This is a genomic window from Microcoleus sp. FACHB-831 (assembly GCF_014695585.1).
Taxonomy (GTDB): domain Bacteria; phylum Cyanobacteriota; class Cyanobacteriia; order Cyanobacteriales; family FACHB-T130; genus FACHB-831.
The window spans coordinates 377,521-403,791 of the sequence record NZ_JACJON010000067.1 but is presented as its reverse complement, the minus strand read 5'-3'; the positions used below and the strand labels follow the sequence as shown (position 1 = coordinate 403,791).

Genomic DNA, 26,271 nt, shown 5'->3' with positions numbered 1-26,271 from the left:
GCAAGGAGGCATGGCGGCAGGAGTTGTCTGTTTCATAGCTTGCCCTTCAACGTGAAATCTATGCCATACCTCGATTATACCTTTATTAATTCTAAATTTTAGTTTAAGTCCCGTTAATTATCTTTTTCACCCAGAACGCTCCAAGGGTGGGGGCTTACTAGCGTCTGCGTTTGGTTGAGCGTCTTAACTGAACCAGAAATTATCGGAACCCACGCCCAAATATAGCAGCCAAAAGTTGCCAAGATAACCAGCAAGAAGGGATTAAAACTAAAGCGATCGCGTTTCTCAGGCAATAATTCAGTGGCTGGTTGTGCGTTCATCAGACTCGCACTATCCACTTCTTTAACTGCTAGGGTTACTTCGGTTTTGCTAACGCCGATCAACTGGAGTTCTTTTAGCTGTCTGAGAGCGTCGAAAACCTCGCGATCGCTATATTCTTTTTCCCGATACTCGCTCACCCAAGCTTGAAAGTCTTGCAAATCAATTTTGAACTGGGTTCCGGCAGAGACTCGCGGCAAAAGCCATTGGTAAAGCAGAGTAGCGCAGGTTGTCAGTTTAGTTTCTAACATAGATCGATTTCGACGGGGGCAACGCGGGTGGCTAGAAGGTTAGATCAAACGGCTTCACCTCTCACAGAGGCTATCCTTGCTAAAACAGAGACGAGGCTAATGCTTCTGCGAACAATATTCCTCAACGAAGGCTGTGAGGCGATATGACGCTACTTTTGAGCCTTCAAAATTAATTGTAGTTTAAGTTACAGTTTGCTATCTAGCTTTGTGCATCATAACTACATAACTTTTATTAAAGTAGGCGCGAGGGGGGCAATTTACAAACACTTCGCGATCGCGCCACCGGGGGTCTAAAATTCATTTGCAGGCTTAAAAGAATTAACCACGCTGCATACGAGATACCTTGGCAAAACAACGACTGGACACATTATTAGTAGATTTAGATTTATGCCCGTCTCGGCAACAAGCCCAGCGGTTGATTCAGGCGGGACAAGTTATGGTGAATCAGCAGGTAATTGACAAGCCTGGAACCGAGGTTGACACAGCGGCACAAATAAAAATTAAAGAGCGATCGCGTTTTGTTTCCAGAGGAGGCGAAAAACTCGCGAAAGCTATAGAAGTGTTCCAAATTTCTGTGGCTGGTCGAATTTGCCTCGATGGCGGCATCTCAACAGGCGGTTTCACCGACTGTCTGCTGCAAGCTGGGGCAAAACTTGTGTACGGGATTGATGTCGGCTATGGACAAGTTGATTGGGGTCTGCGTAACGATCCAAGGGTGATTTTGAGAGAACGCACCAATTTGCGCCATCTCACCCCCGCTGAGTTGTATGGCGCAGATCCTGCCATAAACCCACCCAACGAAGGTAGGGAGACAGCGGGCGACTATCCTGATTTAGGCGTAGTGGATGTATCGTTTATTTCTCTTGACAAAGTTTTACCTGCGCTTTGGCAGTTACTTCAGCCTCGCCGCGAAGTGGTTTTGCTGGTGAAGCCGCAGTTTGAAGTGGGGCGATCGCGTGTTGGCAAGAAAGGAGTCGTGCGCGATACTAACGACCAAGCTGGCGCTATTTTCCAAGTTTTGCAAGCCGCCCAAGCGTTGGGATGGCAGTATCGTGGCTTAACCCCATCGCCGCTGACTGGCCCTGCTGGTAATATCGAGTATCTACTCTGGCTTAGTATGGATAGTCAAACGCCGTTGCCTGAGTTAGAAGCAATTAAACAGATTACCCAAGCTGCCCAGAAAGAATTGACTAATTCAGCCTAAACTAGATTCGGATATTTATACAAAATCAACGTCGCTACAACTGCAATTTAAGAGATTTGCTGCATGAAGTCCATCAAGCTTTTATTTGAAAATTTATATGTAAGACTTGCGCTCGCTTTTATAATAGGTCTACTTACTACCTTTCTAATTTTCTATATTAATGCACCCAGAGTTAGTATTTTTGGGTTTCACGCCATCATCAATATTCAAAATAAAAACGATCGTCCTTTTCTGGGATCTTCATTTAAACAAATGAATTATACCAGACAAGATTTTGAATTATTTGTAGGTAGTTTACTTAACCGTAAAATTTGGTTTCTTTCATCTGAGGAGCTTTACGATTATTTTGTCGCTAAATCTAAGCCTATTCCCGCAGGACATATAGGCGAAAAACCGATTATGCTATCCTTCGATGATGGCTATAAGAACAATTACACAAACTTACTATATAGCTTAGAGCGGCTAGAACAAAAATACGGGAAGAAAGTAAAGGTAGTATTATTTATTAACCCAGCCACGCTAGCAACTTATGATAGCAACGCTTCCATACACATGACGTGTAATGATTTGAGAGATGGATTTAAAAAAGGTTTTTATGATATCCAATCTCATGGATTAACTCATAAAAACTTAACTAAAATAAATGATAAAGAATTGATGGCAGAACTTGAGCAAGCGCAAGCTACCTTAAGAAAATGCGTTGAAGGGTTAGACCCAGAGGAAAAAGTAGCAGCTCATATAGCTTATCCATTTGGCGCTTACAATGGAAAAGTTAAAGAATATGCTTCTAAATACTATGCATCTGGCTATTTATACAATAGTAAACCGCTGAGGTTAGGCTGGTTGAGGAATAATTATGAAATATCACGGATAACTGTGAATGACACTCAATCGCCAAACAAATTGATAAAGATAGCTGAAAACTCTTTAAAACTTAAAAAGTAAATTTTTTTCTCGCTCCCAATGCGATCGCATTCTACGCCGCTCTAATGCGCGAGAATACTGTACCTTGGTAGAAAACAGCATTCAATCGTTGCCCTCTTCTGTTGGAAAGTGGACATCTTCATAAAGTAGGGAAATTGGAAAGTGCAAATCGACGCTGCTTAGGTGAATTTCATCTCCCCGTTCGTAGGGATGCAACTCCCAAATACCTTTGTCGTTTAACCGGAAGCACTCTACACTTATTTTTTGAGCATCAATGAGGACATATTCTCGCAAAGTCTGGATGCGACGGTAGTGGGTAAATTTGCCTCCTCGATCGTAGGCTTCTGTACCAGGAGAGAGGACTTCAGCAATTAGACAGGGATATTGGATGAATTTGATCGCCTGTTTGTCGCGGTGGTCGCAAGTTACCATGACATCCGGGTAGTGAAATGGCCCCTTTTCAGATACGCTAAGTTTGGCATCTGCCATTAAAACCTTACAGCCAGATCCCCGAAGATGGTTCTTTAAAGCAGTTGCTAAGTTGAGGCTAATGTCATTGTGAGCAATGGTTCCCCCAGTCATGGCAAAAACTTCGCCGTTGACGTACTCGTATTTAATGTCTTGGCGTTCTTCCCATTCCAGGTATTCCTGGGGAGTCATATATTTTTGTTCTGGACTGGCAATCATTAGCTAAGGCCTCTTTCTTCATGGGATTTTCAATTATTTCAAGTTAAAAGCGCGATCGCACTTTTTTAAAATCATAGATTAAATCCTTTTTTAGGCATCGCGTACATTGTTACACCTGGATTTCTATCAGAGCATCGCCAGCATTTTATCTTCTACTAAATGCTCTAAAAATTACATCGTTAAAACTTCGCGGCAATTAACGATGAACTAGGAACACTTAGCGCTGAAATTGTTGCTGTAATTCTTGCCGCAGCCGATAGAGAATAGTATTCGGTTCCATCTGATTGAGAATTTCTTTAATAATAGTATTGGAGCCAAGTTGTCCCCAAGTGCAGCCTTGTTCTAGATAAACTTGTGCGGCGCGACCGATGGCGTAAGCTCCATAGCCAGCTATACTAGCTTGAGCGATCGCGCTCCCAGCATAAGCAGTTATATTACTAGGATTATCGCCGCTAGCGATCGCTGAAGCACTTTTGCCTAACCCCAACATTAAACTACTTCCCAATTCCCCTAATAGCAAACCACCAGAACTAAACACAATTGTCTTCCAAAGCTTCCCTGCTTCGTAGCTAGTTATCGGCAAACCATATAACTTTGCCAAAGAACGAATTAAAGCTAAATCTGCTACAGTTCCTCCGATTATATCCAGAACTGCAATAGGATTAACAGCGACAGCGATCGCTTTATATTTAACAAATTCCCAGATTAATTTTTCCGCTTCCAAATTGCGGATATCAACAGTTTTGCTGGCAATAGTAGCTTCAGCTTCCCTAGCTTGAATTAAAGCATTGAGTGCGAGGAGCGATCGCCCCTCACGATTTAGAATATTTAAAATCTTCTGCTTCAACTCATCCACATCAGGCGGCGGCGTCTCCCATTCGTGCGTCACTCTCCCATCAGGCCATTCTACCCGCACTTCTATTGGTGCTGGTTCCGCCGATACCATCACAATTTCTTCTGCTGATAATAATTGCTGCAAGCGATTAGCATCACTACTACCCGCACCAAGCTTTTGCAAATTTTGATAAATGGCTTTGCGGTCTTTATCTGGATAGAGATCTATCTTGTTAAAAACCAAAATTAACGGTTTTTGAGTTTGCCGCAATTCGCATAGAGCTTTATACTCGGTGCGAGTGATATCGCCAGCGACAACAAACAAAATTAAGTCAGCTTGACGCGCCACATCCCGCGCCATTTCTCCCCGTGCTTGGCCTTCAATTTCATCTAAGCCTGGGGTATCAATTAATTCTACCTGTACCTTGGAAGTTCCTCCCTTCCCGCCATTACCAAGGGTGGATTCTAAAGAAGGCGTCCAGCGTATAGAACGAGGCCATTGCGTGACGCCATTAAGGGGGCCAGTTTGCAGAATTTTCTGCCCCAAAAGTGCGTTTAAAACAGCAGATTTACCGCGACTGACAAGACCAAAAGCAGCAATGCGAATAACACCTTGGTCAAGCTTATCTAGGGTGGATTTTAGAATATCCAATTCAGCTTGTACAGAAGCGATCGCGGAAGTGTCAGAAACAGCATGGCGCTGGCGACGCAAATGCCCATACCAGGATAGCGCTTGCTGGAGACTAGCACGAGCGCGGTTAAAGTGAAGTTCACCTTGTTGGCTAGGACGCGCCGCATTGGGATTAGGTTGGGGGGGTTGATGAGTCAAAGTTAGATAGGGAAGAACAGGCTACTATCTATATTTTGCTGTAATTGCCTTCTGTGTGGCGATCGCGTTAGCACAGCCAAAGTTATATATGGTGCAAGAGCAAAAATAATGCGATCGCGTCCTACTTGTTGGTCTTTTTGCCTAAGAGAAAATTAACCGCGATCGCGCTTATTATAACCGGGGGTGAATCTCTATCTCTGGGAATAGAAACGTCAGACTTTCCTTAATGCATCCCCCACACCTTGATGCTTCCATCCCAACTACCACTGGCTAAAATTTGTCCATCCGGGCTAAAGACAACGGAATTAACAGTTTTTGAATGCCCCTGAATAGTATGCATTAAGTCGCCTGCGTACATATGCCAAAGTTTAATAGTATTGTCCCCACTACCACTGGCTAAAATCTGCCCGTCGCGGCTCATAGCAATAGAATAAACTCTGTTGGTGTGCCCCTTAAGCGTATGTAGTAATTTGCCTGTATGCAGACTCCATAGTTTGATGGTTTTATCCCAACTCCCACTAGCCAGAATCTTTCCATCTAGACTAATGGCGACAGACATAACCCTATCTGAATGCCCCTCCAAAGTTTGTATTAGTTTCCCTGCGTAAATATCCCAGAGTTTGATCGTGTTGTCCCAACTAGCGCTAGCTAAAATTTTTCCATTCGGGCTAATGGCGACAGAACTAACTGTGTCTGAATGTCCCCACAGGATACCCATTAGTTCGCCTGCGTGCAGATTCCAAAGTTTGATACTTCTGTCGTAACTGCCACTAGCTAAAATCTGCCCATTCGGGGTAAAAGCGATGGACGTAAGCCTGTCGAAATGCACCCACCAAAGGGTGCGCTGTCGTTCGCCCGCGTGCAGATTCCATAGCGTAATCGTTGTGATAGTCCCTTCCCTACCGCCACTTGCTAAAATCTGCCCATTAGGGCTAATGGCAACGCAATAAACGGCTCCTAAATACCCCTCAAGAATATGCTGTAGAGCGCCTGTCTGGAGGTTCGAGACTGTGATCGTGTTATCGCTACTGCCACTGGTTAAAGTCTGTCCATCGGGGCTAATAGCCACGGACATAACTGCGTCTGAATGCCACTCAAGTGTACGGATACACTCAAAAAAGCTATAAGGATTTAAATAGCGCGATGCTTTTTGTGCTTGCGGATTTTTAGTTTGCCAAAGTAGCGAATATGCTTCCCACCGTAGCTGTTTGTCTGAGTATTTTAATGCTTTAATCGCTATGTCTAAGCCCTCTTGCCCATACTTTAAAGCTTCTTTTAGGGCAACAATTCTTTCCTCAAAAACTGTACTCGTCAAACGCCTCTCGATTCCTGCCAGACCTCCCAGAACTGCACCATTTATCGGCGCGTTATCACCGCCAAGTACGGCATCATCGGCTTTGGGTTGATTGGGATTTTTTGCCATCGCACTTTTCATTTTGCACTACTTCGAGTGTTCCCATTTATTTGAGGAATGCGATCGCATTCCCTCTAAATGCAGTAGGGTGGGCAGCGCCCACCCTACACCGGGAATATGTCTCAACTTTAATGCTAATAAAAACTAACAACTAACAACTGTTTCTGAGGGTGTGAGTTGAGGTTGGGAAGATTCTGGCAAAATACGCGCCATCGTTTGCCCAACAAAAGACTGCAATACAGCAACTCGTTGATTTTGCTGAAATACTTTTTGCAATGTCTCGCCTAACCGATCGAGATTCAACGGACGCCCTTCTGCTATGACAACATCCTGCTCTTGTAAATACTCAATTAAGCTCAAACCTGCTAACCGCGTCAGATAAGCAGCACTAACTCCCTGCAACAATCCACCAGCAACAAAGGTAATTGCGTTGGTTTTCAAAATTCCGCTAATAGTCTGAGTTGAAAGTTCAACTAAACCCAGTTTAAGCATTAAGCTTCCCATAGTCCCAGCTACTGCCTTCGCTTGTTCTAAAGAGAATTTCTGCTGGTAGATGGCACTTAGTTCCATAACAAGCTGGGCATTAATAGCACCCGTCGCCAGTAAATCTAGGGCTGGTACTGGGTTAGCAAAGGCGGCGGCGGCGGCTATCCACTGATATTGTTCGATCTGAGGTAAGGCGCGATCGCGTCTCACCTGATTTAACAGCGTCTTCGCCTCTGCTTTCACTGTACCAGCCGTCCTCATGGTCGTTGCCCAAACTAGCTGTTGACTTTCTTGGGCTAAAATTTCACTTAACTTACCCGTAAGCTGTGCAATCTCACTATTGGGCTGTTCCATCCACTCTTGGAACGAACCATTCGCTTGATGCTGACGCACTTTTAGCGGGCTAGGAGAAGCGGCGATCGCTACTGCATCTGGCATTCTGTAGCGCAACTGCTCCAAAATCGTAGCGCGTTCTTCGGGTAAATACTGGTCTTGCTTGTTGAAAACTAGGACAGTTTTCTGCTTTGCTGCCTCTAGCTGCTGCAAGGTTTTAAATTCTGGTGCGGTAATATCGCCCGCAGCCACAAATAATACTAAGTCAGAAGCGATGGCCATTTCTATGGCTGTCTTCTCTGCGCTTTCGTCGCCATCCGTCCCCACAAACAATGCGGGTGTTTCCCTGAATTTTAGAGACGTTCCAGGCAATTTCTCTATAGCCAACGCGCTTAATTCTAGCTGTTGCATCAGCGTCGTTTTACCCGCCGACTTGCCACCAGTTACAGCCACGCATATTTCTTTTCTGTCTAATTCCGCACGAAGCCGTCCGACTCTTTCCCGCATTGTAGAAACGTGATTAATCGCGTCTTTACAAAAACTAGGATGATTTTCTGTTTCTACTCCCAGTTGCGTAACTGCGGTGTTGGCTAGGGCGATCGCTTTCTCTACTATTTCCCTTTCTAGCGGCTTTGACGGTGATATTTCAATATTTTTGGCTTTTCCTTGCCGCGCTAACAACAAAGCACCGCCGAGGGCGATCGCGCCAATAACGCCAAATTCACCCACCTGTCCTAGCGAGTGATGCAGGCTCTGCAACATCCACAGCGAAAAGGATAACCCTACTCCACCAACTAAAATCGGTCGCCGCAACTTGACAGCCATAAATATTTAAATCTAAGACGGAATATCTACTAACAGCATAAAGCAAAACCCTGCAACCGTTAAAGTTGCAGGGTTTTGGATGCTGTTTAAATAATGGCGGGGACTGGATTTGAACCAATGACCTTCGGGTTATGAGCCCGACGAGCTACCAGGCTGCTCTACCCCGCGTTGACTCCTGACTTATCTAATATAGCAGCATAATTAGAAAAGTGTCAACTACAGCAGCGATAATTCTCCAATAACTTCTAGGCGCTTGAATTTGCTGAGGCTCATAAAAGACTCAGACAGGGTTTCAGCCACTGCGGGACTAATCCACCCCATTTGCTTAAGCACCTGGATGGCAACAGCAGACTTTGCCCGTTGCGCTCCATCCATCACCTTAATAGCCAAGCCCATACCCTCGCCCACGCGACCGATGCACTGAACCCCTTCTGCTCCACCTTTACTAACCAGTTCTCCCTGAGTCAGGCGCATCAGTTGCGTGTCAAATTCGCCTTCACCAGCCACCATATTGGGGTGATGGGTCATGGCGCGGATAATGCGCTCCATATCCAAATTGTTCCCAGAGACTAGCTGGGCATACAATGCGGCCATTCCTCCCAACTGCATTAAGTAAGTAGGAGCGCCGCAGTCATCTTTGGCACTAATAAACTCTTCAGCGGGCATTCGCAACAACTCTGCGACTTTGCCTAAAATCAACTGCTGTACTGGGTGGTTGCGCTGCAAATAGTTATTCAGCGGCCAATGTCGTTGCTTACATACAGCCAGCATTCCGGCGTGTTTCCCAGAGCAATTATATTCCAGCGGGCTGCGCTTACCGTGTGGGATGGGGCACTGGAGTGCGGACGGGTCAACGTCGCAGCGCCACAGGACGTTAAAAGCCTGCCGTACCTGCTCAATAGTGCCCTTGTGGGAACTACAGATAATCGCTAAGTCTCGGTCGTTCAGATTGTAGCGTTCTAGAGTACCCGTCGAGGTGACTGCCAGCGCTTGAAACGGCTTGAGTGCAGAACGGACAAAACAGGCGGTTTCTGCGCTGCCAGCAACGGATAGCACGCGCCCCCGGTTGTCACATACAACTGCTTGGACTCGATGCGATGATTCGATAATGCCTTCTCGCAGCAACCGGACTTCTAGTTCTGCTGATTGATTTCGTTTTCCCCTTGTCATGCCTAAAAATGTATCACTCGATGGGGACAGTATAAAAGCTTAATTAGAATCTTTACGGGCAATTTTTCAACTTACCGGAATTACAAGAAAAACCACAGGATGTTGCCGAGAGAGAAACACAAGGCCAGAAATCCGAATGTTTTCACCAAGCGTTGGAGGATGGGTTGTACTTGGTATGTGACGATCAAGCGATCGCGTGTCAGCACTTCAGTGGGCTTCGTCCAGGTTTGGCCGTCATACCAACCCGACTCTTCGTAAAACACTGTAGGACATTGCAGGCGATCGCGCACGTAAGACCAACCTAAATACAACCGCAACACTGCCAACACCATAAACACACTCGCCCCTCCTGCACCGCACAGCACAAACTGTACTAGATGCTTCGCTGGCGCGAAACTAGCCGCCGCTATGGGGCCAGACACGAGCCAGCTCCAACCCCACACCCAACCGAGCTTGGTAAAATATTGCTGCGGTGAGAGCGTTGCCCAACTAAAAAACCAAGATTGCTTTAATTCCTCGTATTCATTTAGGGGCTGCTGTTCTGTAGGGACGGGGCAAACTGAAACACTCGATTCCAGCATCGTTTTACTCTCCTACTGGATTAGATGCGGCAAACTCTATTTGTTCAGCGTGTCCCCAGAACGCTTCGAGATTATAGAATTCACGCTCTTGTGGCATCATGATGTGGACAATTACATCGCCATAATCTGCAAGTACCCAACTTCCTTCTGCTTGGCCTTCAACCCGCAGAGGCTGGCGTTGCCATTCTTGCGCTACTTGTTCTTGAATTACTTGCGCGATCGCCCTTACCTGCACTTTAGAAAAGCCTGTGACAATCGCAAAATAATCCGCCAGATACGAAACACCTGACACCCGCAGCAACACAATATCACCCCCCTTGCGATCCTCAGCGGCACGAGCAATGGTCAAGGCTAATTGCTGGCTCGTCGCCTCTTCTTCTGCATTTGCTGCGACTGCTGTGGATGGTGAAAAAGCTGAAATTTTTAAAGTTTCTGACATTAATTTCCTACTTCCTTGCTTTAAACCCAGTAAAAATGTTTCAACAATTAATCAATTTTGCTGCTACAGCACTTTTTTTAACGCTTTAGCAGCACTTGTGAAGTATAAGAAAAAGGCTGATATTCTTTTATCTGCACCTTTGAGCTTAGCTTCAATCCTTCATCCCTTACAGTTTATAGTTTGCTTATCCGCTTGCTGTTTAAGGCTTGCCATTTGTATTGCCCAATTCCGGGTCAATATCATGCGCGGATGAATTAACAAATGTGTATTGAGCAGATATTTGAAAGAATAGTCACAGGTTAACCAAACTGCTTGATAAAGCTTTTGCTGGGCTGTCTGCCGTAGAGCCTCTAATTCAGGCGTCTTGCCTCGGCCTAGTTCTAAACTGTCAGCTAGAAACACGATACAACTTAGCGGACTCATCCCAGGTCTTCCCAAGGTGTGATTCGCGATCGCCTGCAACACTTCTTCATCTTTCACTCCAAACTCTTCTCTGGCTACAATCGCACTTGCATCGGCGTGCAGCAAATGAGGATTTGCTTCATCCACTGGGTCTATTTCTAGACCTTCAACTTTTGCCATCTGCAATAGCTGAGCGGGCTTAAAATATTTAGCTAGATCGTGCATCAACCCAGCGGCGGCTGCCTTCTCAACATCCAGGTTATAACGGCCAGCTAGCTCTATCGCCATCTGCTCAACGCCCAAAATATGTTGGAGGCGAGAGGCAGGAACGTTATCGGCTAACCAGGCTAATACCTGATGGCGCATCAAGAAGAACTCCTTATATCGGGAAAAGTTGCGATTGCAGCAGAGGCGATCGCGACCGGAATAGAATCCAAGAGTCCTTTTATTCTAGCTCAACGGCTTTTAACAACATCAAACAGTTCCTCATACCGCTTCAAGGCTAGCTCGAACGAATAATGCTGCTCTGCATGGTGCCTACCCTGCTTGCCTAGTGCTTCTGCGGCTTCGGGATTGGAATATAAATATAAAATTGACTGCGCTAAGGCATATTGATCTTCTGCTGGGACAACTATTCCGCCGCCACTATTTTCTACCGCTCTCGCTGCTGTCCCTGTAACGGGTACGGCGGCTACAATGGGCCGACCGCTAGCTAGTAGCACCTGAATTTTGGAAGGCATATTGAAAGAAATTACATTACTTTTTTGCACAACCAAGCCTATATCTGCTGCTGCAAGCATACATGGTAGTTGTTCGCGTGGCTGGAATGGCAGTAGCAAGACGTTCTCGACTTGCCAACGATCGCACAAACGCTGCAATCGACCTAAAGCTTTTTCTTCCCCGACAATCACAATGGTAATGTCTGGTATGTGGCGCAAGCGTGATGCTGCCTCAATGACGGTTTCTAAAGGTTGCGTTAGGGCTATGTTACCGGAGTAGAGAACAACAAATTTGCCTTTGAGGTTATGGGCATCTCGGAAGGCATTATTTTCTTTAGGCAAAGGGTGGATGAAGTTGACATCGACCCAATTGGGAATCAACTCAATTTTTTGGGGGTTAACTCCCTTACAAAGCAAATTTTCCTTAAACCCATCGGCAATAACACTGATCTTGTTCGCACGATGGTATGCAAACTTCTCCAAAACTTCAAAGACGCGAATCAGCAATTTATTTTTGATTAGACCGACGCGGACAGCGGCTTCGGGCAAAATATCCTGAACGTTTAATACTATAGGGCAGCGCCTTAACCATCCAGTTAGGGCAGCCGGGACGCAAATCGGCAGGGAAGGTACAGTTAATAGAATCACATCCGGTCGCCGCCCTAGAAGAACTTGCGGCAAGCTGGTGACAACAAAACTTACTTCTTGTAACACGCGATCTAGCAGACCCAGCAGACCAGGCTTGGGGCGAATCCACAACCAACAGCGCTGAACCGTGACGCCGTTTATTTGTTCGGTTAGATACAATTTGCCCCGATATTTTTCATAGATGCGGCGTTCCGGATAGTTGGGCATACCCGTGACAACGCGAACCGTGTGGCCTCGCTTTACCAGACCTTCTGCCAGTTCGGTCATTAGGGGGGCGATGCCAATTGGTTCTGGGGCGTAGTTGTAGGAATAAATTAGAATTCGCATACCGCAAGTTTGAGGAAATTTTTACGGGGGGCTGGCGACATTTAGAGGCAGTACTGCTCGTACCAGTTATATCGACACCTATAGCTATAATTCCCATCGTGGGGTTAAATGCGATCGCCTACTTCGAGCGCGGTGTCTTGGCGAGATGGCGGTAAATGCACTTCTGTTGCGATCGCAATGTCGTTTCCCAGCAGCAATCTGACTAAACTACTCCTTTTTGCTCAGGGACGATATAGGTACTTTTATTCATATCCATAGAAAGTCGGCTGGGATAAGAATTTAGATTTGGTCTATCTTTAAAATAACTCTATCGCCTTGCGATGGGCGCGATTGCCCTGAGTGGGCTATGCTTCTCTCAAACCTGAGTTAGGGTAAATTTTGTACCTTGCTAGGGAACAACTTAATTAAGGTTGAGGCAACTGAAAGCACCGTCTTAAACTGCGTTGGGTAGAAGCACCTTTGTGCGCGTTGAGTGAACCGCTGTTTAAAAAATTAACGGCTTTATGAGTAAAGCTTTTCCAGCTCAATAGCGATCGCCAAAATTTCTGCCTAATATTGGACTCAATACTTTAACTAATGATATCTATCCCCCATTGTCATCCTCCCCTGGGGGTGTTTTTATTTAACGATTAATTACTTAATATTTTTAGAAACCTTGAGTTATTATTAAATATTTTCTGGAATCTTAGCTGGAAATCCCACACAAAGGTCTAAAATTCGGCAATCCCCGCGTTGATTTAAAAAAATTAATAGTAGTAATCTGCCTTGTCTAGCAACACCTAGAAAGCCTGCGTATAGCGGCATTTTGGCGGTATAAAGATGGGTTAAATAGTCACTGAGGGTGATATCCGGGCGGCGATGGTACGGCAATCTAGCTTTATACCACAGGACAAACAAGCAAACGGTAAGGCAGAATTGGAACGAGACACCATTACATTAGGAGAAAGCAATGATTTTCTCGCGTTGGCGTAGAATTCTAGCTCCCTTACTATTATCAATATTGCTACTTGTTTCCTCCTGTGGAGGAGCAAAAGAGCCATCGCGTTATAGCCAAGCGCAACAAGAAAGCACCCAGAGGAATGCTCCGCGAGCGGTCGCTAAAGAGGCTACACAGGGTAGCAATTTCAACAAGTTCTTTCCGAAATCTAGCGGGGGATTCCAGGCCGTACCCGCCCAAGAGAAAAAAGGCTTTGCTGAGTATAAGTTGAATAAAGATGGCAAGAACGTTGCCATGCTGTCTATTTCTGATACAACAAGTACCCCAGCCGCAGCACAGAAATATAAAGCGAGCAGCAAAACACTTGGCGGTTATCCAGCCGTTGACCAAGGGACTAATATAACGGGCATTTTGGTGGGGCGCTACCAAGTTAAAGTCCAATCCCGCGATGCCTCATTTACCAAGAGCGATCGCGAAGCATGGTTGCAAAAATTTAACCTCAGCGGTCTTTCGCGGCTCAAGTGACGATTTGTATCAGTACAAACGTCAATAACAACCTAGAAATAAGGAGATTTTCGTGAGCAAACCTATTTTTGAAATGGTTGACGAGTTGCCAACCAGCAACATGACAACTTTTGCACTGCGATCGCTCGATTGGGTGGTTCCGGGTCAATGGGAAAACCTGGTAGGCTTTGACAATACGATTCGTACCGTCACGGGAGAAACAGACGAAAGCCTGATTCAGCAAATAGGCGAACGTGCTGTCTACCTTTACAACGACAAGTCGCAAGGCTACCAGCGAGCTATGTGGCTCTACCAAACCGTTGATAATGCCGACAGAGCATTGGGTGCAGCCGCCCTAGCCAACAAAGTGGGTGACAGTATCCCCCTTCTGGGTTTATTAAACCGCGTAACTCCCAAAGCTAATAAAGCTCAAACCATCGATCTATGCCTGAAATTGGTAGTCGAGTTGGTTGCCTTCTGCCAAATTAATGGTATTCCTGGAGACAGCATTGGGGATTTTGTGGCCTCCTTAGCTGACTACAGTGGCGAGTCTTTAATGCGGATGGCTGCCCTTGTTTGCATTGATGGTTTAATTCCCCTGGGGCCTGACTTTATCAATAACGCCCTATCGACCATTGACAGCACAAATCCCTCAGAATTAGAACAAAATGGGACATACCAACGCATCAGGGACTCGATTCCTGGCGACAGTCCCGCAGGCAAGCTGGGCTTTATTACCCAGAGTTTTGATTCAGTCAAAGGCTGGATGAGCGGCTTCGTGCGCGATCGCGGTTTGACGCCAGAAAAGGTTGTCAGCAATATGCGAACCTTTGTAGATATTTCTAATGACAAGTTAGACTACCTCGGTGCTTTCCTAGATATGTCCACCAACTACTACGAACACACCGGGACTCAAACCCTTGCGCGTCGCTTAATTGAACGAGCGGTTGCGGAAATTTAGGAATACTAAAAGCTCATAGGTAATTGGTAATAAAAAGCAATATCTACCAATTACCAATTACTTAATTCTTTTCCGCATGACCAAACAATTTTGTTGTTCAGATATCCGCTCGTAATAAAGCTCGTCATTCAGCTGTTGCATATATATCAGTCCCCTTCCTCCTGGCGTTCCAGGGTCGTGAGGCGGGTCTGGTAGAGACTTTAGCTTAGTTGCCAAATCAAACGGCTGTCCCCAATCCCAAATCCGCATCTCCAGCCAGTCATTAAAGAGAGTGACTTCAATATCAATCGGGGTTGTCAGTGGCAAGTCCTGGTGAGCGTGGCGAACAGCATTGGTGAAGCCTTCTACTAAGACTAACTGGCACTTGTACCACATTTCTTGGGAAACGGGTGGAAGATTGAATTGCTCAAACCATTGCAAAACATTGGCCAGAGCATTTAAATCCGTCTGAACCTGAAGACGAGATTGTTGTAAGGGTCGATCGTCAAACAGCGCCACTATTTTTGTTAAACACAATTAAGATGGTTTTCACAATGAGCTTGATGTCATACATTAAGCTCCAGTTTTCTTGATAGCGTAGATCTAGGCGGATGACATCTTCAAAATTTCGTACTTGCGATCGCCCGTGTACCTGCCACTCCCCCGTCATCCCCGGTTTGACATTTAAGCGCTGCCATTGGGGTACTTCATAGCGATCCACTTCATCCGCAGTCGGTGGTCTCGTGCCCACCAAGCTCATATCTCCTTTCAATACATTCCAAAACTGAGGCAGTTCGTCTAGACTGCTTCGCCGTAAAAAGCGTCCAACCTTGGTTACTCGCGGATCGTTATCATTCTTGAAAAATGCACCAGAGGCTTGATTCTCAATTTTATCTTTCAGTGCCTCTGCGTTCACGCACATCGAACGGAATTTCCAAACCTCAAATCGTCTTCCCATCAAGCCGCAACGGGTTTGCTTGAAAAAGATTGGGCCGGGATTATCAATTGTTATCGCAACGGCAATGGGAACAAACAAAACTCCTGTTATCCCCAAACCCACTACCGCCCCTACAACATCAATGCACCGTTTAACCCAAGAGCGCATAGAGGGATGAGTTTCCGGTAGTTGATTTTCTCCCCTATTAACGGGTTTTGGCTTTTCGTCGAGTGTCGTTCGCTCAATTGTCAGCACCTGATCGAGTCCCGTCATCGACAAAACTGCCATCACTTGAGGATGGACACCTTGAATTACCAGTGCCACACCTAGCTCTCTTGCGATTTTCAGATTACTCACCAACGCGCCTACACCGCTACTGTCCATAAACGTCGTCTGGCTCAGATCCAGAACAACTTTTTTGGTAACAGAACTTTCTTGCAGAAGGTGCTGACAAGTTTTCTTAAAGGCAACTGCCTCGAGGACGCTCAATCGAGGTGGCAGATGCACGATGGGAGTTTCGTTCGAGAACGTAACCTGAAACTCTGTCTCTGAAGTTGGGTTAACCATGCAGACCTGCTACCAAGTTACAACATAATGTTCTTAGATTTATTGTGCCCCCTATATTCAACTGGAGGTAAACCCAAATTTCAACTTTACCAAAAATTGATATTTCAACCAATTAAGCCATAAACAACTGTTCGTATGACTCCTAAAATCGCTAACCAGCCCGTTGCACGGCTGATGGAAGTCTTTTCCGCTATTCAAGGCGAAGGACTTAACGTGGGCACGAGGCAGATTTTTATCCGCTTTGCCATCTGCGACCTGCGCTGCCACTTTTGCGATAGCGCCCACACCTGGAATGCACCTAAAACTTGTCAAGTAGAGCAGACCCCCGGACAACGGGATTTTAGCGTCTGGGAAAATCCTGTGCAAATGCAAACCTTACTGGAATGGGTCGAGCGGCAAAATCAACCCGGTCTACATGACAGTATTAGCTTAACAGGTGGCGAGCCGCTGCTTCATGCACCCTTCCTAGCGGACTTTTTGCCTTGCCTGCGTGACTTAACTGACTTGCCCATCTACCTAGAAACGGGCGGCCATCGCCCAGAGCAGTTGGCGACGATCATATCATACTTAGACTCTGTAGGGATGGATGTGAAACTACCCAGCGTCAGTGGAGAAAATCACTGGCAAGCCCATGCCAAATTTCTCCAGCTTTGTCACGATTCACAGGTAGAAGTGTTTATCAAGTTGATTATTTCCAGCCAAACTGACCCAGCTGAGTTACAACAGGCGGCTGAATTAGTGGCCGCTTGCAGCCCAAGCATCCCTCTATTTTTACAGCCAGTTACGCCGTTGCAGATGCCCCATAATACACCTTCACTCGCCCCAACGCCCGCACAGGTTTTGGAGTGGCAGGCTTTGATGAAGCGTACCCTCAAGCAGGTGCGAGTGGTGCCTCAAACACATAAAATGCTGAACCAACTTTGAAATCCAGAATGTAGCTGTCTGTATTTCTATGAAAAATTTATGGACAACAGCAAGAGCTTTGTGAATTTACTATGGAAAAATTGTATTGGGGTTAATCTTTAAACTCTTCTAAATCTGTTCTTAACGCCCAAGTCTGATGCTGAGATAGTAAAATCCGTGAGGCTCGGACATGATTCAAGCAAGGTATTGGGCGTTGAGTTGTTCCATGGTGGTATGCGTACTGAATATCACCTTAAGTACAGACTCTGCTTACGCAAGCACCCTGGTCAACACTCTGACCATTCCAGGTGATAGTAAGGATTTATATCCTACAAATGGCAGTGAAGGCGGTGCTAATGTCAATCGCCTGGGAGGCTTTTTCTCGGATCTTTACTACGATCGCTATCAGAATGCGTACTACGGTTTGGCAGATCGCGGGCCTGGCGGTGGCGTCATATCTTACGAAACGCGGGTACAGAAGTTTTCCCTAAATGTTGACTCAACTACTGGCGCGATCGCTGGCTTAAATCTGCTCGATACTATTCTGCTCAAAAACAACGGTGACAGCTATAACGGATTAAACCCAACTTTACTAAACGGAAACAGTGCCAATTTAGGACTTAGTTTCGACCCAGAAGGATTTGCAGTTGCTCCCAACGGCAACTTTTATATCTCAGATGAATATGGCCCATCTATTAATGAATTTCGTGCAGATGGTTCATTCCTACGGGCGCTTGCAATTCCTAAAAATTTAATTCCTCAAGACAGCGCTGGCAATACCAATTATGTTGATGGTCGTCCGACTATTACCAGCGGTCGCCAGGATAACCGAGGATTTGAAGGAGTAACTCTCAGTCCTGATGGCAAAAAACTATTTGGACTTCTGCAAGATCCCTTAGTTAATGAAGGATCGAACAATGATGGACGCCGCAGCCGCAACTTGAGACTCGTGGAATTTGACACGGCAACAGGTACAAGCGTTGCTCAATACATCTATCAGCTAGAAAGTTTAGCAGAAATAAATAACCGCATTCCAGGAACTGCTGATGACTTCACTAACACGCAACAAGGTCGCAGTATTGGTATTAGCGCTATTACAGCCTTAAATAACAATGAATTCTTGGTGCTAGAAAGAGACAATCGAGGAGTAGGAGGGGAAGATCCTACAGGTAGCAATCCCGTTGCTAGCAAACGAATCTACAAAATAGGTTTAACAAATGCAACCGATGTTAGCGGCATAAGTTTGGTAGGAACAAATAGCCTACCTTCTGGCGTAACTGCTGTTAGTAAATCTCTTTTCTTGGATATTGCTGACGCACTGCGGGGGGCTGGGCAGATAATACCAGAAAAGCTTGAAGGGTTGGCAATCGGGCCTCAGCTTGCTGATGGTTCCTACGCCTTGCTAGTGGGAACTGATAATGACTTTAGCGTTACTCAAACTGGTTCAGGTACGCAATTCGATGTTTGTAGCGACGGTACTCAGGTAATTATTGATAGCGGCTGTCCTGCTGGAAGTAAGCTGATTCCGAGCTATCTTTACTCGTTTAAAACTACTGGTGCGGAGTTAGAGGGATACGTCGCACCCAGCAAGGTAGGGGAACCTACTTCTACATTTGGACTAGCGCTACTTGGCTTAGGTGGTTTCTGGCTCAAGAGGCGCAAGTAGCTTGCTCGTACCTTTGCGACTGAGCCGCCGATGGTTCGTGGTTTATGCTTAATGGTTCGCAGCGTGACTGGGGGACGCGATAAATCGGCGGTCTCTACAAGGACTGCGGACTCCGAACTGCTAACGCCAATGAGCCATGAACAACTAACAATAAAAAATTAGCGCTCTGTTTCGCGTGCGCCTGCGCCTTGGACTTTGGATTTGGCTTTGGCCGCACTGCGTCTGAGTGCTTGCAGTCGGGCTTCGTACTTGTTCCGCTGACCGCGTTTAGGACTTTGCTCAACCAAAGTTTTCAAGGCGCTGCCGAGGCTCTTGTAGGCATTAGGGAGAGAATAACCAAAGCGGGTGGCGAGTGCGATCGCTTTTTCGTCGGCTTCGGTCGCTTCTTTTAAGTTCCGCTCGCCATTATTTTTTTGATACAGCCTCCAGCCTGAAACTCCACACAGCGCCAACGCTAACAACAGCAGCAAGCCATCTTGCACCCAGAGTTCACCCACAGCACCGCCCAAACCAATAGCTAGCGCTGCCATTTCCCAGCCATCTCTGGCAATGGTATCGTTTTGAATTCTGGCTACTTCGTGCCAAAACAGCAAATTCCGCTGGTCGAGTGCTAGTTGATCCCATTTCGCCAGGTCAATTTGTATTTCCACCTGGTCTTTACCAATCTCTTCAGAGCGGATCAGGCTTGGATTCACCTCAGTTGTTCCCTCGACCGTTACCCAGCTTTGCAATTCTGGTGGTAGTAAGGTTTTCAATCGCCGCAGTTCGCTCATTTCGGCTCTAGCAGAGGTGGTTGCATAGGATGTCATAGTTGCGCCTTTAGAAAAATTAAAACAACAAATAAGGGTATCCAATTGGAGTATAGCGATTTGAGGCTCCAAACTGACGTTGATATTGACCCAGCAGTTAAGGTGCTGTTGGCTGCCAATACTATTGAACGCAAGCTGGTGCAGGAGGCACTATAACTTTAATTTAGATGTGGAAAACAGCCCAGGCCGGATAATCGTATCGAATTCCGCCCGACAGAATTGAAGTTAATGGGGTGGTAATGTTCCCCGCTTTTTACGAGCTTCCATCGCTTTCTCTAACATTTGCAGCAGTCCTGGAGCTTCTTCTTGCAGCGTGAGCAACATTCTCTCTCCCATTTCTTGATCGCCTGGATCTTGACCTGTCTCCATCACCTCTTTTAGTCTAGGCATGGCGACATCATCGACAATTTGAACTAAACCAGCCAAACAGCGGTTAAATTGGTTTTCTGTGAGTATGGAATCTTCTAAGGGAAACTCAATGATGGCACGGATTTCGCCATCTGTGGGGTCATATTCCCATTGCAGCATTTTTGTTTCCCAGGAAATGCAAAGCATCGTCTGTAGAATTGCAGGCTTGTGAGGATGCTCTTGGATTCCAGTGAGAACTTGGGGAGCAAATAGCTTGAAAAATTCGCCCTCCTCATCGAGCTGGACAACTATAAGAAAATTTTCCAAGTTATCCGCTTGCACTCCGGTTAAAATTCGATATTCTTCTTCATCTATAGTGTATGTCCAGCCTCGGTTGTCGAGATACGTGGCAATCTGTTTTAATGTTGCGCCCATCAAAGCCTCGTTATCAACAAAATCTATTGTTGACAGGATAACCCATAATGAGTATTGGGTAAATTAGCGTATTTTAAATAACTAAAAATTAAGCAGTTTTACTGTATTTGCAGAGGTTTTAGACAGAATATAAATTATAGGGATGGAAATCGCGCGATCGCTGACTTTTTACATATTAAGCAAACAAAGAGCGATGGGCGCAAGCACATCGCTCTTTGTTTGCGTTCTAGCTCGCTTATTCTTGGTAGTAGCGACCGCCTAGTGAAAAAGCGGCTGCTAGAGCTAATCCAGGCAGGGTAATAACCGCTACCAAAGGAGAGCGTAACCAATTGGTTTGCTCTTGTCGTTCTTTGTAATAAGCAGATCTCATTCCACAGGGTTGAGCAGAACTGGCTGAACCTAACAAAACGCCCCCAGCGATCGCGGTGCTAGATAGGATAGCTGCCAAACAGAGTTTTGGTTTCATAGAATTTTCTTCTCCTACTTGTTTTATTTGAGGCAATGACTGAAGTTTTCAGCCCGAATTTTCATCAATTCTAACTAGCTATAACTAAATTGGGGTGGCAAAATCACCTCGGCTGGGATAAGTTAAAACTCACAGAGGGCGCGATCGCTCTTGCCTCACCACGTTAACAATAGCAAAGTGCCTAATACATCTTTCTTGCTTTTGCAATATTTCAGTGCTTTTTAAGGATTTTGAGGGCTACCCCGCTTAACTCATTTTCATAAAAATTTAAATTCAGAATGGCAAATTGCAGGCGATCGCTTGCTCTGCGATAAATTTTACTTTTTTTATAGTCTTAATCACTATTTGTAAACCTGGCCTGGACAAAGGGCAAATTAAGTATAATTTCTGAAGAATAGTATCCTTGCCTAGTGGTAGAATACCGAAAACTTTAACCGCGTATTCTGATATGAGCTTAGATAGTTCGCTCATTAAGCTAGCCACCGCAGTAGCCAAGCTTACTAACCTCTCAATTATAGAAACTTGTACAGAGCCGGGATGCAATAAACAAGTTTCAAAGCCAGGGCATACATTATGCTACGATTGCTGGAAAAAAAATAACGTCCCCCAAGCGCCTAAGCCTCAGCCACCACAGCCCCCTAAACCTCAACCACAAACTTCTCCACCGCTGTTATCTGCTACCAAAATAGGAGAAAAACTAGCAATACACAAAAACAAAGTTAACTCTATTTTTGCAGAGTTAGGATTGGTAAACAAAGAGAAAAATGGCTGGATTGCTACTAAGCTAGGAATTGGCTTCGGCGCAGTGCAAAAGAAAGATTCGCAAAAGAATCTCTCCTATGTCATGTGGCCTGAGTCTATCCTAACAAATCAAGCCTTTATCAAGACCATCGAAAGTATTAAGGGTGACACACCAGAAACGAGTGCTAAGGATGCTACTAGCGAACAAAAATTCCGGGAGAAGTTTAGGGATAACGCACAGCATCGCACAACTGATGGACATTGGGTGCGCTCGAAAGCTGAAGTATTAATTGACAATTGGCTGTATATGGCGGGGCTAGTTCACGCCTACGAACGTCGGCTACCAATTGAAGAAGAACTATACTGTGACTTTTATGTGCCTGCGGGTAAAGTTTATATCGAATACTGGGGATATGAGAACGAGCCGGAGTATGCAAGGCGAAAGAAAGTCAAGCAAGAATTATATCAAAAGTATAATTTCAACTTGATAGAGTTATCGGATGAACACATTAAGAATTTGGATGATTTTTTGCCCAGAATGCTATTGAAGTTTGGCGTAGTAATAAGTTAATTTGGTGCAACTAAAGCGATCGCTCTCTTTCCTGTTGGTGGTTGATAATAAAATAGCGATCGCTCTTATCCCGGAACAACATTTAAATCTTCACGCCACGTAAAAATAATTTCCTCGTCAGCTTGCCTAAACTCGATATTAAATTTATCAAATACAACTTCCCGTCCCAAAAGCAATTGCTCTCCGCCCGTATTACTTTGTAACCATGCTACAGGAGCTATAAAACTGTGGCCATCAATATTCATTTCAATATTGCGTGAAACATACTCAACTCTTCCGCCTATAGTCTCTGCTAATAAAGTTGATTCTGAATCAGCTAGAGCCAATCCTAAATCCTGACCAACTTTTAAGGAAATTAAACTCAATTCAGCACCAGAATCTACTAGCATCGTTGTCGAAATCTCTACATCTCTATGCTTGAGCTTCACATGATGATTTGGCAACCAATCATGGCGAGTAACTGCACGAAAGCGAATTGGTAAAATCTGGATAGAAGCAATCCGACGGGGAACTAAGTAAAGGGCATAAAGTTCTCCTGAAGCTTCGGCTAATTCCAAAACTTCACGCAAATTTTCACTATGAGCAATTAATGCATTAGCATTGTAAGCAACATATTGATTCCGATATAAGTCTAACAACAGCCTACGGTTGCGATTCAGCCACTTTAGCATTTCGCGGCTTTCTTCTGGAGAAGGTGTTTTATTCATATATATTGCCTATTCTAAAAAAATAGAAATTCTAATCTAAGAGCTTCGCTTCGCGACCTTACGATTAGAGCGTTATCTTTAAATTATACTCAGCGTTTTAGCGTTCATAAAAAAGGGCGATCGCACGCGATCGCCCTTTTTTATTCATCTCCTCTTAACCCCCCTCTCCTAATTAGAAGAGGGGTAGGGGGTGAGGTTAAATCTTAGCTTCTTCTTTCACCAACTTATCCCAACCCAAATCTTTCAGGCTGTTATTCCGACGCAACGGACGAGTAACCAACTCCAGGATGTCACGAGCATTAGTAAAACCGTGAATCTGAGCGAAAGTAAACTCCACCGACCACTTAGTATTAATTCCCCGCGCTTCTAACGGATTCGCGTGAGCCATACCAGTAATTACTAGATCGATATTCTGCTCTTTAATCCGCTGAATTTGATTGTAATTGTCTGGCTTCTCGACAATATTAGGCAGGGGTACGTTCATTTCATGACAAGTCTTTTCAAGCAACGCTAATTCAGCAGCTTGATAGCGCTTATCCATGTAAGGAATACCGATTTCCGGACAAGTCATACCGCAGCGAATCAAGAAACGCGCCAGTGAAATTTCCAGCAAATTATCGCCCATAAAGAAGACAGATTTGCCGCGAATTATTTGGAGGTAATCTTCCACACTTGCCCAGATTTGTGCTTCCCGCTCGTCTAAACCCTTGGGTTCAATTCCGAACACAGAGCAGATTTTTTCAATCCAAGCGCGAGTACCATCGGGGCCAATTGGGAACGGCGATCCAATTAGTTTGCACTTGCGGCGGCGCATCAAAGTTGTTGCAGTGCGAGACAAGAAGGGATTCACGCCAGAAACATAGTAACCTTCTTCCAAAACTGGCAGTTCGGTGTAGCGTTTTGAGGGTAGCCAGCCAGAAACTTTAATTCCTTGCTTTTTCAGTTCTAGAGTCAGTTGGGTGACAACTGGATCGGGCAAAGAACCGAACAGAACTAGAGGCGGATGCTTCACATATTCCGACTCTTCTACAACAACGTCTTCTTTCTTTTTACCGAAGTTGAGGAGAGAAGCGATCGCATTGCGTTCTTTCTTTTCAGCTTCCATGACTGGAGCCTTATCAGGGCATCTTGCAGCCATAGATGCCAATACCGTATCTTCCCCTTGGGTGAAGGCGTAGTCTAGACCGTTAGCACGCGCAGTCACAATTGGAATACCAATTTCAGCTTCTAGTTTTGGTGCTAGACCTTCCAAATCCATTTTGATAATTTCTGTCGTGCAAGTGCCAATCCAGACAATTACACTAGGGTTGCGATCGCGCTTAATTTGCAAGCACAGTCGCTTCAATTCTTCATAATCATTCAACTGAGCGGAAATATCACCCTCTTCTAACTCAGCCATCGCATAACGGGGTTCAGCAAAAATCATCACCCCCATCGCGTTTTGCAAGAAATAGCCACAAGTCTTAGTACCTATAACTAAGAAAAAGCTATCTTCTATCTTTTGGTACAGCCATGCAACACAACTGATAGGACAAAATGTGTGATAGTTTCCAGTTTCACACTCAAAATTCAGCGCTTGCGGTTCAGTGTTTGCAAGTGTCATAAAAAACTTTTCTCCTCTCTAAATCAAGTTATTAAGAATCTAATAGCAGGAAACATTTATCTAGAAGTATTACAACCACTTCTGCTTCCTTATCCTGCCAACGCTAGGCAAGCTTTCCATCATGCGAACAAATTTCGTGCTTTTTGTAAACTCCCTCGCAAGATTCATCAACCTTAGCAGCGGTGCGACTCGGTGAGTCGATCATCTTGGCAACCCCAGGAGGCAGCATTTTGACTTTATCTGCATCTTTTATCGCCTCTGGAAGTGCGTTTAGTTCCTTATCTGGGTCGAAGTTTAACCCTAACGAAGCCACAATTTCATCTGGATCTTTATTAAGATCCACTATTAACGGAAGCAGATGATTAAATTGCGTATCTAGCATCGATAAAGTTGCCAGAATAAAGCTAGAATTAGGGCGTCTTTGCCCTTTCCATGTCACCCATATTTGCAGGCGATTTAGCCAATGGCGATTTTCTCTGTAGTAGGCTAGCCATTTGGCTTTAAGCGATTGACGCAGCTTTTCAGTGTTCACACTTCGACTTGAGGCTGGTGATAATAATCGAGAGCGGAAAATGGCGAATAGCAATATACAAGTCAATAGTGATGCTAACAGCATTAGCCATTCTCCTACCCTTAGAGGATTAAACCATCATCAGATCCAACTGTTCTTCCTCACTCTTCACTTGTGGTTTTGTGGGGTTGAGGTAGAAGTCAGACAGAAGGGAGAACAATTCGCGATCCTGAGCATCGTTAGGAACAACGCCTTCTGGACGCGCCAAAATTTGGTCGGCAATGTTGAGGTAATATTCGCAAACGTATTCCAGGGAAGGATCGGTTTCTGCCATTTCAAACAAAGTCTTGCCCTTAACGCGAGAAACGCGAATATCTTCAATTAGGGGCAATACTTCCAAAACTGGCATCGGTACGGCTGAAATGTATTTGTCAATCAAGTCGCGCTTGGATGTGCGATTGCCAATCAACCCAGCTAGGCGTAGTGGGTGAGTCCGTGCTTTCTCGCGCACCGATGCAGCAATGCGGTTAGCGGCAAACAATGCATCAAAACCGTTGTCTGTGACAATCATGCAGTAGTCGGAATAGTTGAGGGGAGCAGCAAAACCACCGCACACAACGTCACCCAACACGTCAAACAAGATGATGTCGTATTCGTCGAAGGCGTTGAGTTCTTTTAGCAGCTTGACTGTCTCGCCGACGACGTAACCGCCGCAACCTGCACCAGCCGGGGGGCCACCTGCTTCTACGCAGTCTACACCACCATAACCTTTGTAGATTACGTCTTCTGGCCAGACATCCTCATAGTGGTAGTCCTTTTCTTGGAGGGTGTCGATAATCGTGGGGATGAGGAATCCTGTGAGCGTAAAGGTGCTGTCGTGTTTGGGATCGCAGCCAATTTGCAGGACTTTTTTGCCGCGCTTGGCTAGAGCCACTGAGATATTACAGCTTGTTGTGGATTTGCCGATGCCACCTTTTCCGTATACAGAAATTTTCACTGCTAGTTGCTCCTATGGTTGCTTTTAAAAGTTAAGCGATTGAATTTTTCTTGTTCTTGTCTTTGAAAGCCATTATTGTCCAACTCTGGGCGAAAATAAAGGGTTTCCAGGAATGGATGGAGTCTTAAACAAGATTATTATTGCTCTATGTAACTATTTCAGCCGTTTATTGCGTTTAAAAGCTGCTTAATATCTATAAAATCTTGCGAAAAGCTTTTTTATAATTAAAATTATAAAA

At 45.2% G+C, this 26,271-nt stretch carries 26 protein-coding genes and 1 tRNA gene; 7 read left to right on the top strand and 20 right to left on the bottom strand.

The annotated features are described in order from the left end of the window. Positions 1 to 113 precede the first annotated feature (113 nt). Entirely contained in the window at positions 114 to 569 is a 456-nt protein-coding gene (locus tag H6F77_RS20445; protein ID WP_190490551.1) for a hypothetical protein, read from the bottom strand. A 343-nt stretch (positions 570 to 912) separates the two neighbouring features. On the opposite strand from H6F77_RS20445, the gene H6F77_RS20440 reads away from it, so the two are divergent. Beyond that, positions 913 to 1,773, top strand: a complete 861-nt coding sequence (locus H6F77_RS20440; protein WP_190490550.1) for a TlyA family RNA methyltransferase — start codon at positions 913 to 915, stop codon at positions 1,771 to 1,773. Positions 1,774 to 1,836: 63 nt separating this feature from the next. Beyond that, positions 1,837 to 2,718, top strand: a complete 882-nt coding sequence (locus H6F77_RS20435) for a polysaccharide deacetylase family protein (protein ID WP_190490548.1) — start codon at positions 1,837 to 1,839, stop codon at positions 2,716 to 2,718. A gap of 81 nt (positions 2,719 to 2,799) precedes the next feature. On the opposite strand, the gene H6F77_RS20430 is transcribed toward H6F77_RS20435, so the two are convergent. From H6F77_RS20430 to H6F77_RS20385, 10 genes are all read right to left on the bottom strand, one after another. Further along, positions 2,800 to 3,384: a Uma2 family endonuclease gene (locus H6F77_RS20430; protein ID WP_190490546.1), complete on the bottom strand. Its 585-nt coding sequence runs from the start codon at positions 3,382 to 3,384 to the stop codon at positions 2,800 to 2,802. 217 nt (positions 3,385 to 3,601) lie between these two features. Continuing rightward, positions 3,602 to 5,047, bottom strand: a complete 1,446-nt coding sequence (locus tag H6F77_RS20425; protein WP_190490545.1) for a GTP-binding protein — start codon at positions 5,045 to 5,047, stop codon at positions 3,602 to 3,604. Positions 5,048 to 5,270: 223 nt separating this feature from the next. Further along, positions 5,271 to 6,470 (bottom strand): WD40 repeat domain-containing protein, encoded by a 1,200-nt coding sequence (locus H6F77_RS20420; protein ID WP_190490543.1) that lies wholly within the window; start codon positions 6,468 to 6,470, stop codon positions 5,271 to 5,273. A gap of 135 nt (positions 6,471 to 6,605) precedes the next feature. After that, a complete protein-coding gene (locus tag H6F77_RS20415) occupies positions 6,606 to 8,105 on the bottom strand; it encodes a slr1306 family protein (protein WP_190490541.1) in 1,500 nt (499 codons plus the stop codon). A gap of 94 nt (positions 8,106 to 8,199) precedes the next feature. Beyond that, positions 8,200 to 8,273, bottom strand: a tRNA-Met gene (locus tag H6F77_RS20410). A 48-nt stretch (positions 8,274 to 8,321) separates the two neighbouring features. Beyond that, positions 8,322 to 9,275, bottom strand: coding sequence for an asparaginase (locus H6F77_RS20405; protein WP_190490539.1), 954 nt, complete (start codon positions 9,273 to 9,275; stop codon positions 8,322 to 8,324). An 80-nt stretch (positions 9,276 to 9,355) separates the two neighbouring features. Further along, positions 9,356 to 9,856 carry a CGLD27 family protein gene (locus H6F77_RS20400; protein WP_190490537.1) on the bottom strand — a complete coding sequence of 167 codons (501 nt, stop codon included), beginning with the start codon at positions 9,854 to 9,856 and terminating at the stop codon, positions 9,356 to 9,358. A 4-nt stretch (positions 9,857 to 9,860) separates the two neighbouring features. Continuing rightward, the gene (gene rsfS, locus H6F77_RS20395; protein ID WP_190490535.1) at positions 9,861 to 10,295 is read right to left on the bottom strand and encodes a ribosome silencing factor; all 435 of its coding nucleotides are present in this window, start codon (positions 10,293 to 10,295) and stop codon (positions 9,861 to 9,863) included. Between the two features lie 159 nt (positions 10,296 to 10,454). After that, a complete protein-coding gene (gene yqeK, locus H6F77_RS20390; RefSeq protein WP_190490532.1) occupies positions 10,455 to 11,063 on the bottom strand; it encodes a bis(5'-nucleosyl)-tetraphosphatase (symmetrical) YqeK in 609 nt (202 codons plus the stop codon). An 89-nt stretch (positions 11,064 to 11,152) separates the two neighbouring features. Next, positions 11,153 to 12,391, bottom strand: coding sequence for a glycosyltransferase family 4 protein (locus H6F77_RS20385; RefSeq protein ID WP_190490531.1), 1,239 nt, complete (start codon positions 12,389 to 12,391; stop codon positions 11,153 to 11,155). 949 nt (positions 12,392 to 13,340) lie between these two features. Here H6F77_RS20385 and H6F77_RS20380 point away from each other — a divergent pair. Together H6F77_RS20380 and H6F77_RS20375 are read left to right on the top strand one after the other, a co-directional pair. Continuing rightward, positions 13,341 to 13,853, top strand: a complete 513-nt coding sequence (locus H6F77_RS20380; RefSeq protein ID WP_190490528.1) for a hypothetical protein — start codon at positions 13,341 to 13,343, stop codon at positions 13,851 to 13,853. A gap of 52 nt (positions 13,854 to 13,905) precedes the next feature. Beyond that, a complete protein-coding gene (locus H6F77_RS20375; RefSeq protein WP_190490526.1) occupies positions 13,906 to 14,793 on the top strand; it encodes a hypothetical protein in 888 nt (295 codons plus the stop codon). A gap of 57 nt (positions 14,794 to 14,850) precedes the next feature. On the opposite strand, the gene H6F77_RS20370 is transcribed toward H6F77_RS20375, so the two are convergent. Together H6F77_RS20370 and H6F77_RS20365 are read right to left on the bottom strand one after the other, a co-directional pair. Next, positions 14,851 to 15,291 carry an ATP-binding protein gene (locus H6F77_RS20370; protein ID WP_309228892.1) on the bottom strand — a complete coding sequence of 147 codons (441 nt, stop codon included), beginning with the start codon at positions 15,289 to 15,291 and terminating at the stop codon, positions 14,851 to 14,853. Continuing rightward, the gene (locus H6F77_RS20365) at positions 15,278 to 16,276 is read right to left on the bottom strand and encodes an anti-sigma factor antagonist (protein WP_190490523.1); all 999 of its coding nucleotides are present in this window, start codon (positions 16,274 to 16,276) and stop codon (positions 15,278 to 15,280) included. The genes H6F77_RS20370 and H6F77_RS20365 overlap by 14 nt, the downstream gene beginning before the upstream one ends. A 135-nt stretch (positions 16,277 to 16,411) precedes the next feature. On the opposite strand from H6F77_RS20365, the gene H6F77_RS20360 reads away from it, so the two are divergent. After that, complete coding sequence (locus H6F77_RS20360) at positions 16,412 to 17,200, top strand: 7-carboxy-7-deazaguanine synthase QueE (RefSeq protein ID WP_190490521.1); 789 nt, start codon at positions 16,412 to 16,414, stop codon at positions 17,198 to 17,200. A gap of 169 nt (positions 17,201 to 17,369) precedes the next feature. Then, positions 17,370 to 18,845: an esterase-like activity of phytase family protein gene (locus H6F77_RS20355; RefSeq protein ID WP_190490519.1), complete on the top strand. Its 1,476-nt coding sequence runs from the start codon at positions 17,370 to 17,372 to the stop codon at positions 18,843 to 18,845. Positions 18,846 to 19,003: 158 nt separating this feature from the next. On the opposite strand, the gene H6F77_RS20350 is transcribed toward H6F77_RS20355, so the two are convergent. From H6F77_RS20350 to H6F77_RS20340, 3 genes are all read right to left on the bottom strand, one after another. After that, positions 19,004 to 19,654 (bottom strand): DUF3318 domain-containing protein, encoded by a 651-nt coding sequence (locus H6F77_RS20350; RefSeq protein ID WP_190490517.1) that lies wholly within the window; start codon positions 19,652 to 19,654, stop codon positions 19,004 to 19,006. Positions 19,655 to 19,879: 225 nt separating this feature from the next. Further along, positions 19,880 to 20,437 carry a type III secretion system chaperone family protein gene (locus H6F77_RS20345; RefSeq protein WP_190490515.1) on the bottom strand — a complete coding sequence of 186 codons (558 nt, stop codon included), beginning with the start codon at positions 20,435 to 20,437 and terminating at the stop codon, positions 19,880 to 19,882. A 235-nt stretch (positions 20,438 to 20,672) separates the two neighbouring features. Further along, a complete protein-coding gene (locus H6F77_RS20340) occupies positions 20,673 to 20,903 on the bottom strand; it encodes a hypothetical protein (RefSeq protein WP_190490513.1) in 231 nt (76 codons plus the stop codon). 448 nt (positions 20,904 to 21,351) lie between these two features. On the opposite strand from H6F77_RS20340, the gene H6F77_RS20335 reads away from it, so the two are divergent. Then, on the top strand, positions 21,352 to 22,215 hold the full coding sequence (locus H6F77_RS20335; RefSeq protein ID WP_190490511.1) for a hypothetical protein: 864 nt from the start codon (positions 21,352 to 21,354) through the stop codon (positions 22,213 to 22,215). A gap of 65 nt (positions 22,216 to 22,280) precedes the next feature. Here H6F77_RS20335 and H6F77_RS20330 read toward each other — a convergent pair whose 3' ends face one another. The 4 genes from H6F77_RS20330 to bchL form a co-directional block, all read right to left on the bottom strand. After that, positions 22,281 to 22,922: a retropepsin-like domain-containing protein gene (locus H6F77_RS20330; protein ID WP_190490509.1), complete on the bottom strand. Its 642-nt coding sequence runs from the start codon at positions 22,920 to 22,922 to the stop codon at positions 22,281 to 22,283. 196 nt (positions 22,923 to 23,118) lie between these two features. Beyond that, positions 23,119 to 24,525, bottom strand: coding sequence for a ferredoxin:protochlorophyllide reductase (ATP-dependent) subunit N (locus H6F77_RS20325; RefSeq protein WP_190490507.1), 1,407 nt, complete (start codon positions 24,523 to 24,525; stop codon positions 23,119 to 23,121). Positions 24,526 to 24,628: 103 nt separating this feature from the next. Beyond that, the gene (locus H6F77_RS20320; protein ID WP_190490505.1) at positions 24,629 to 25,057 is read right to left on the bottom strand and encodes a DUF5331 domain-containing protein; all 429 of its coding nucleotides are present in this window, start codon (positions 25,055 to 25,057) and stop codon (positions 24,629 to 24,631) included. Positions 25,058 to 25,166: 109 nt separating this feature from the next. Further along, complete coding sequence (gene bchL, locus H6F77_RS20315) at positions 25,167 to 26,033, bottom strand: ferredoxin:protochlorophyllide reductase (ATP-dependent) iron-sulfur ATP-binding protein (RefSeq protein WP_190490503.1); 867 nt, start codon at positions 26,031 to 26,033, stop codon at positions 25,167 to 25,169. Positions 26,034 to 26,271: the final 238 nt, after the last annotated feature.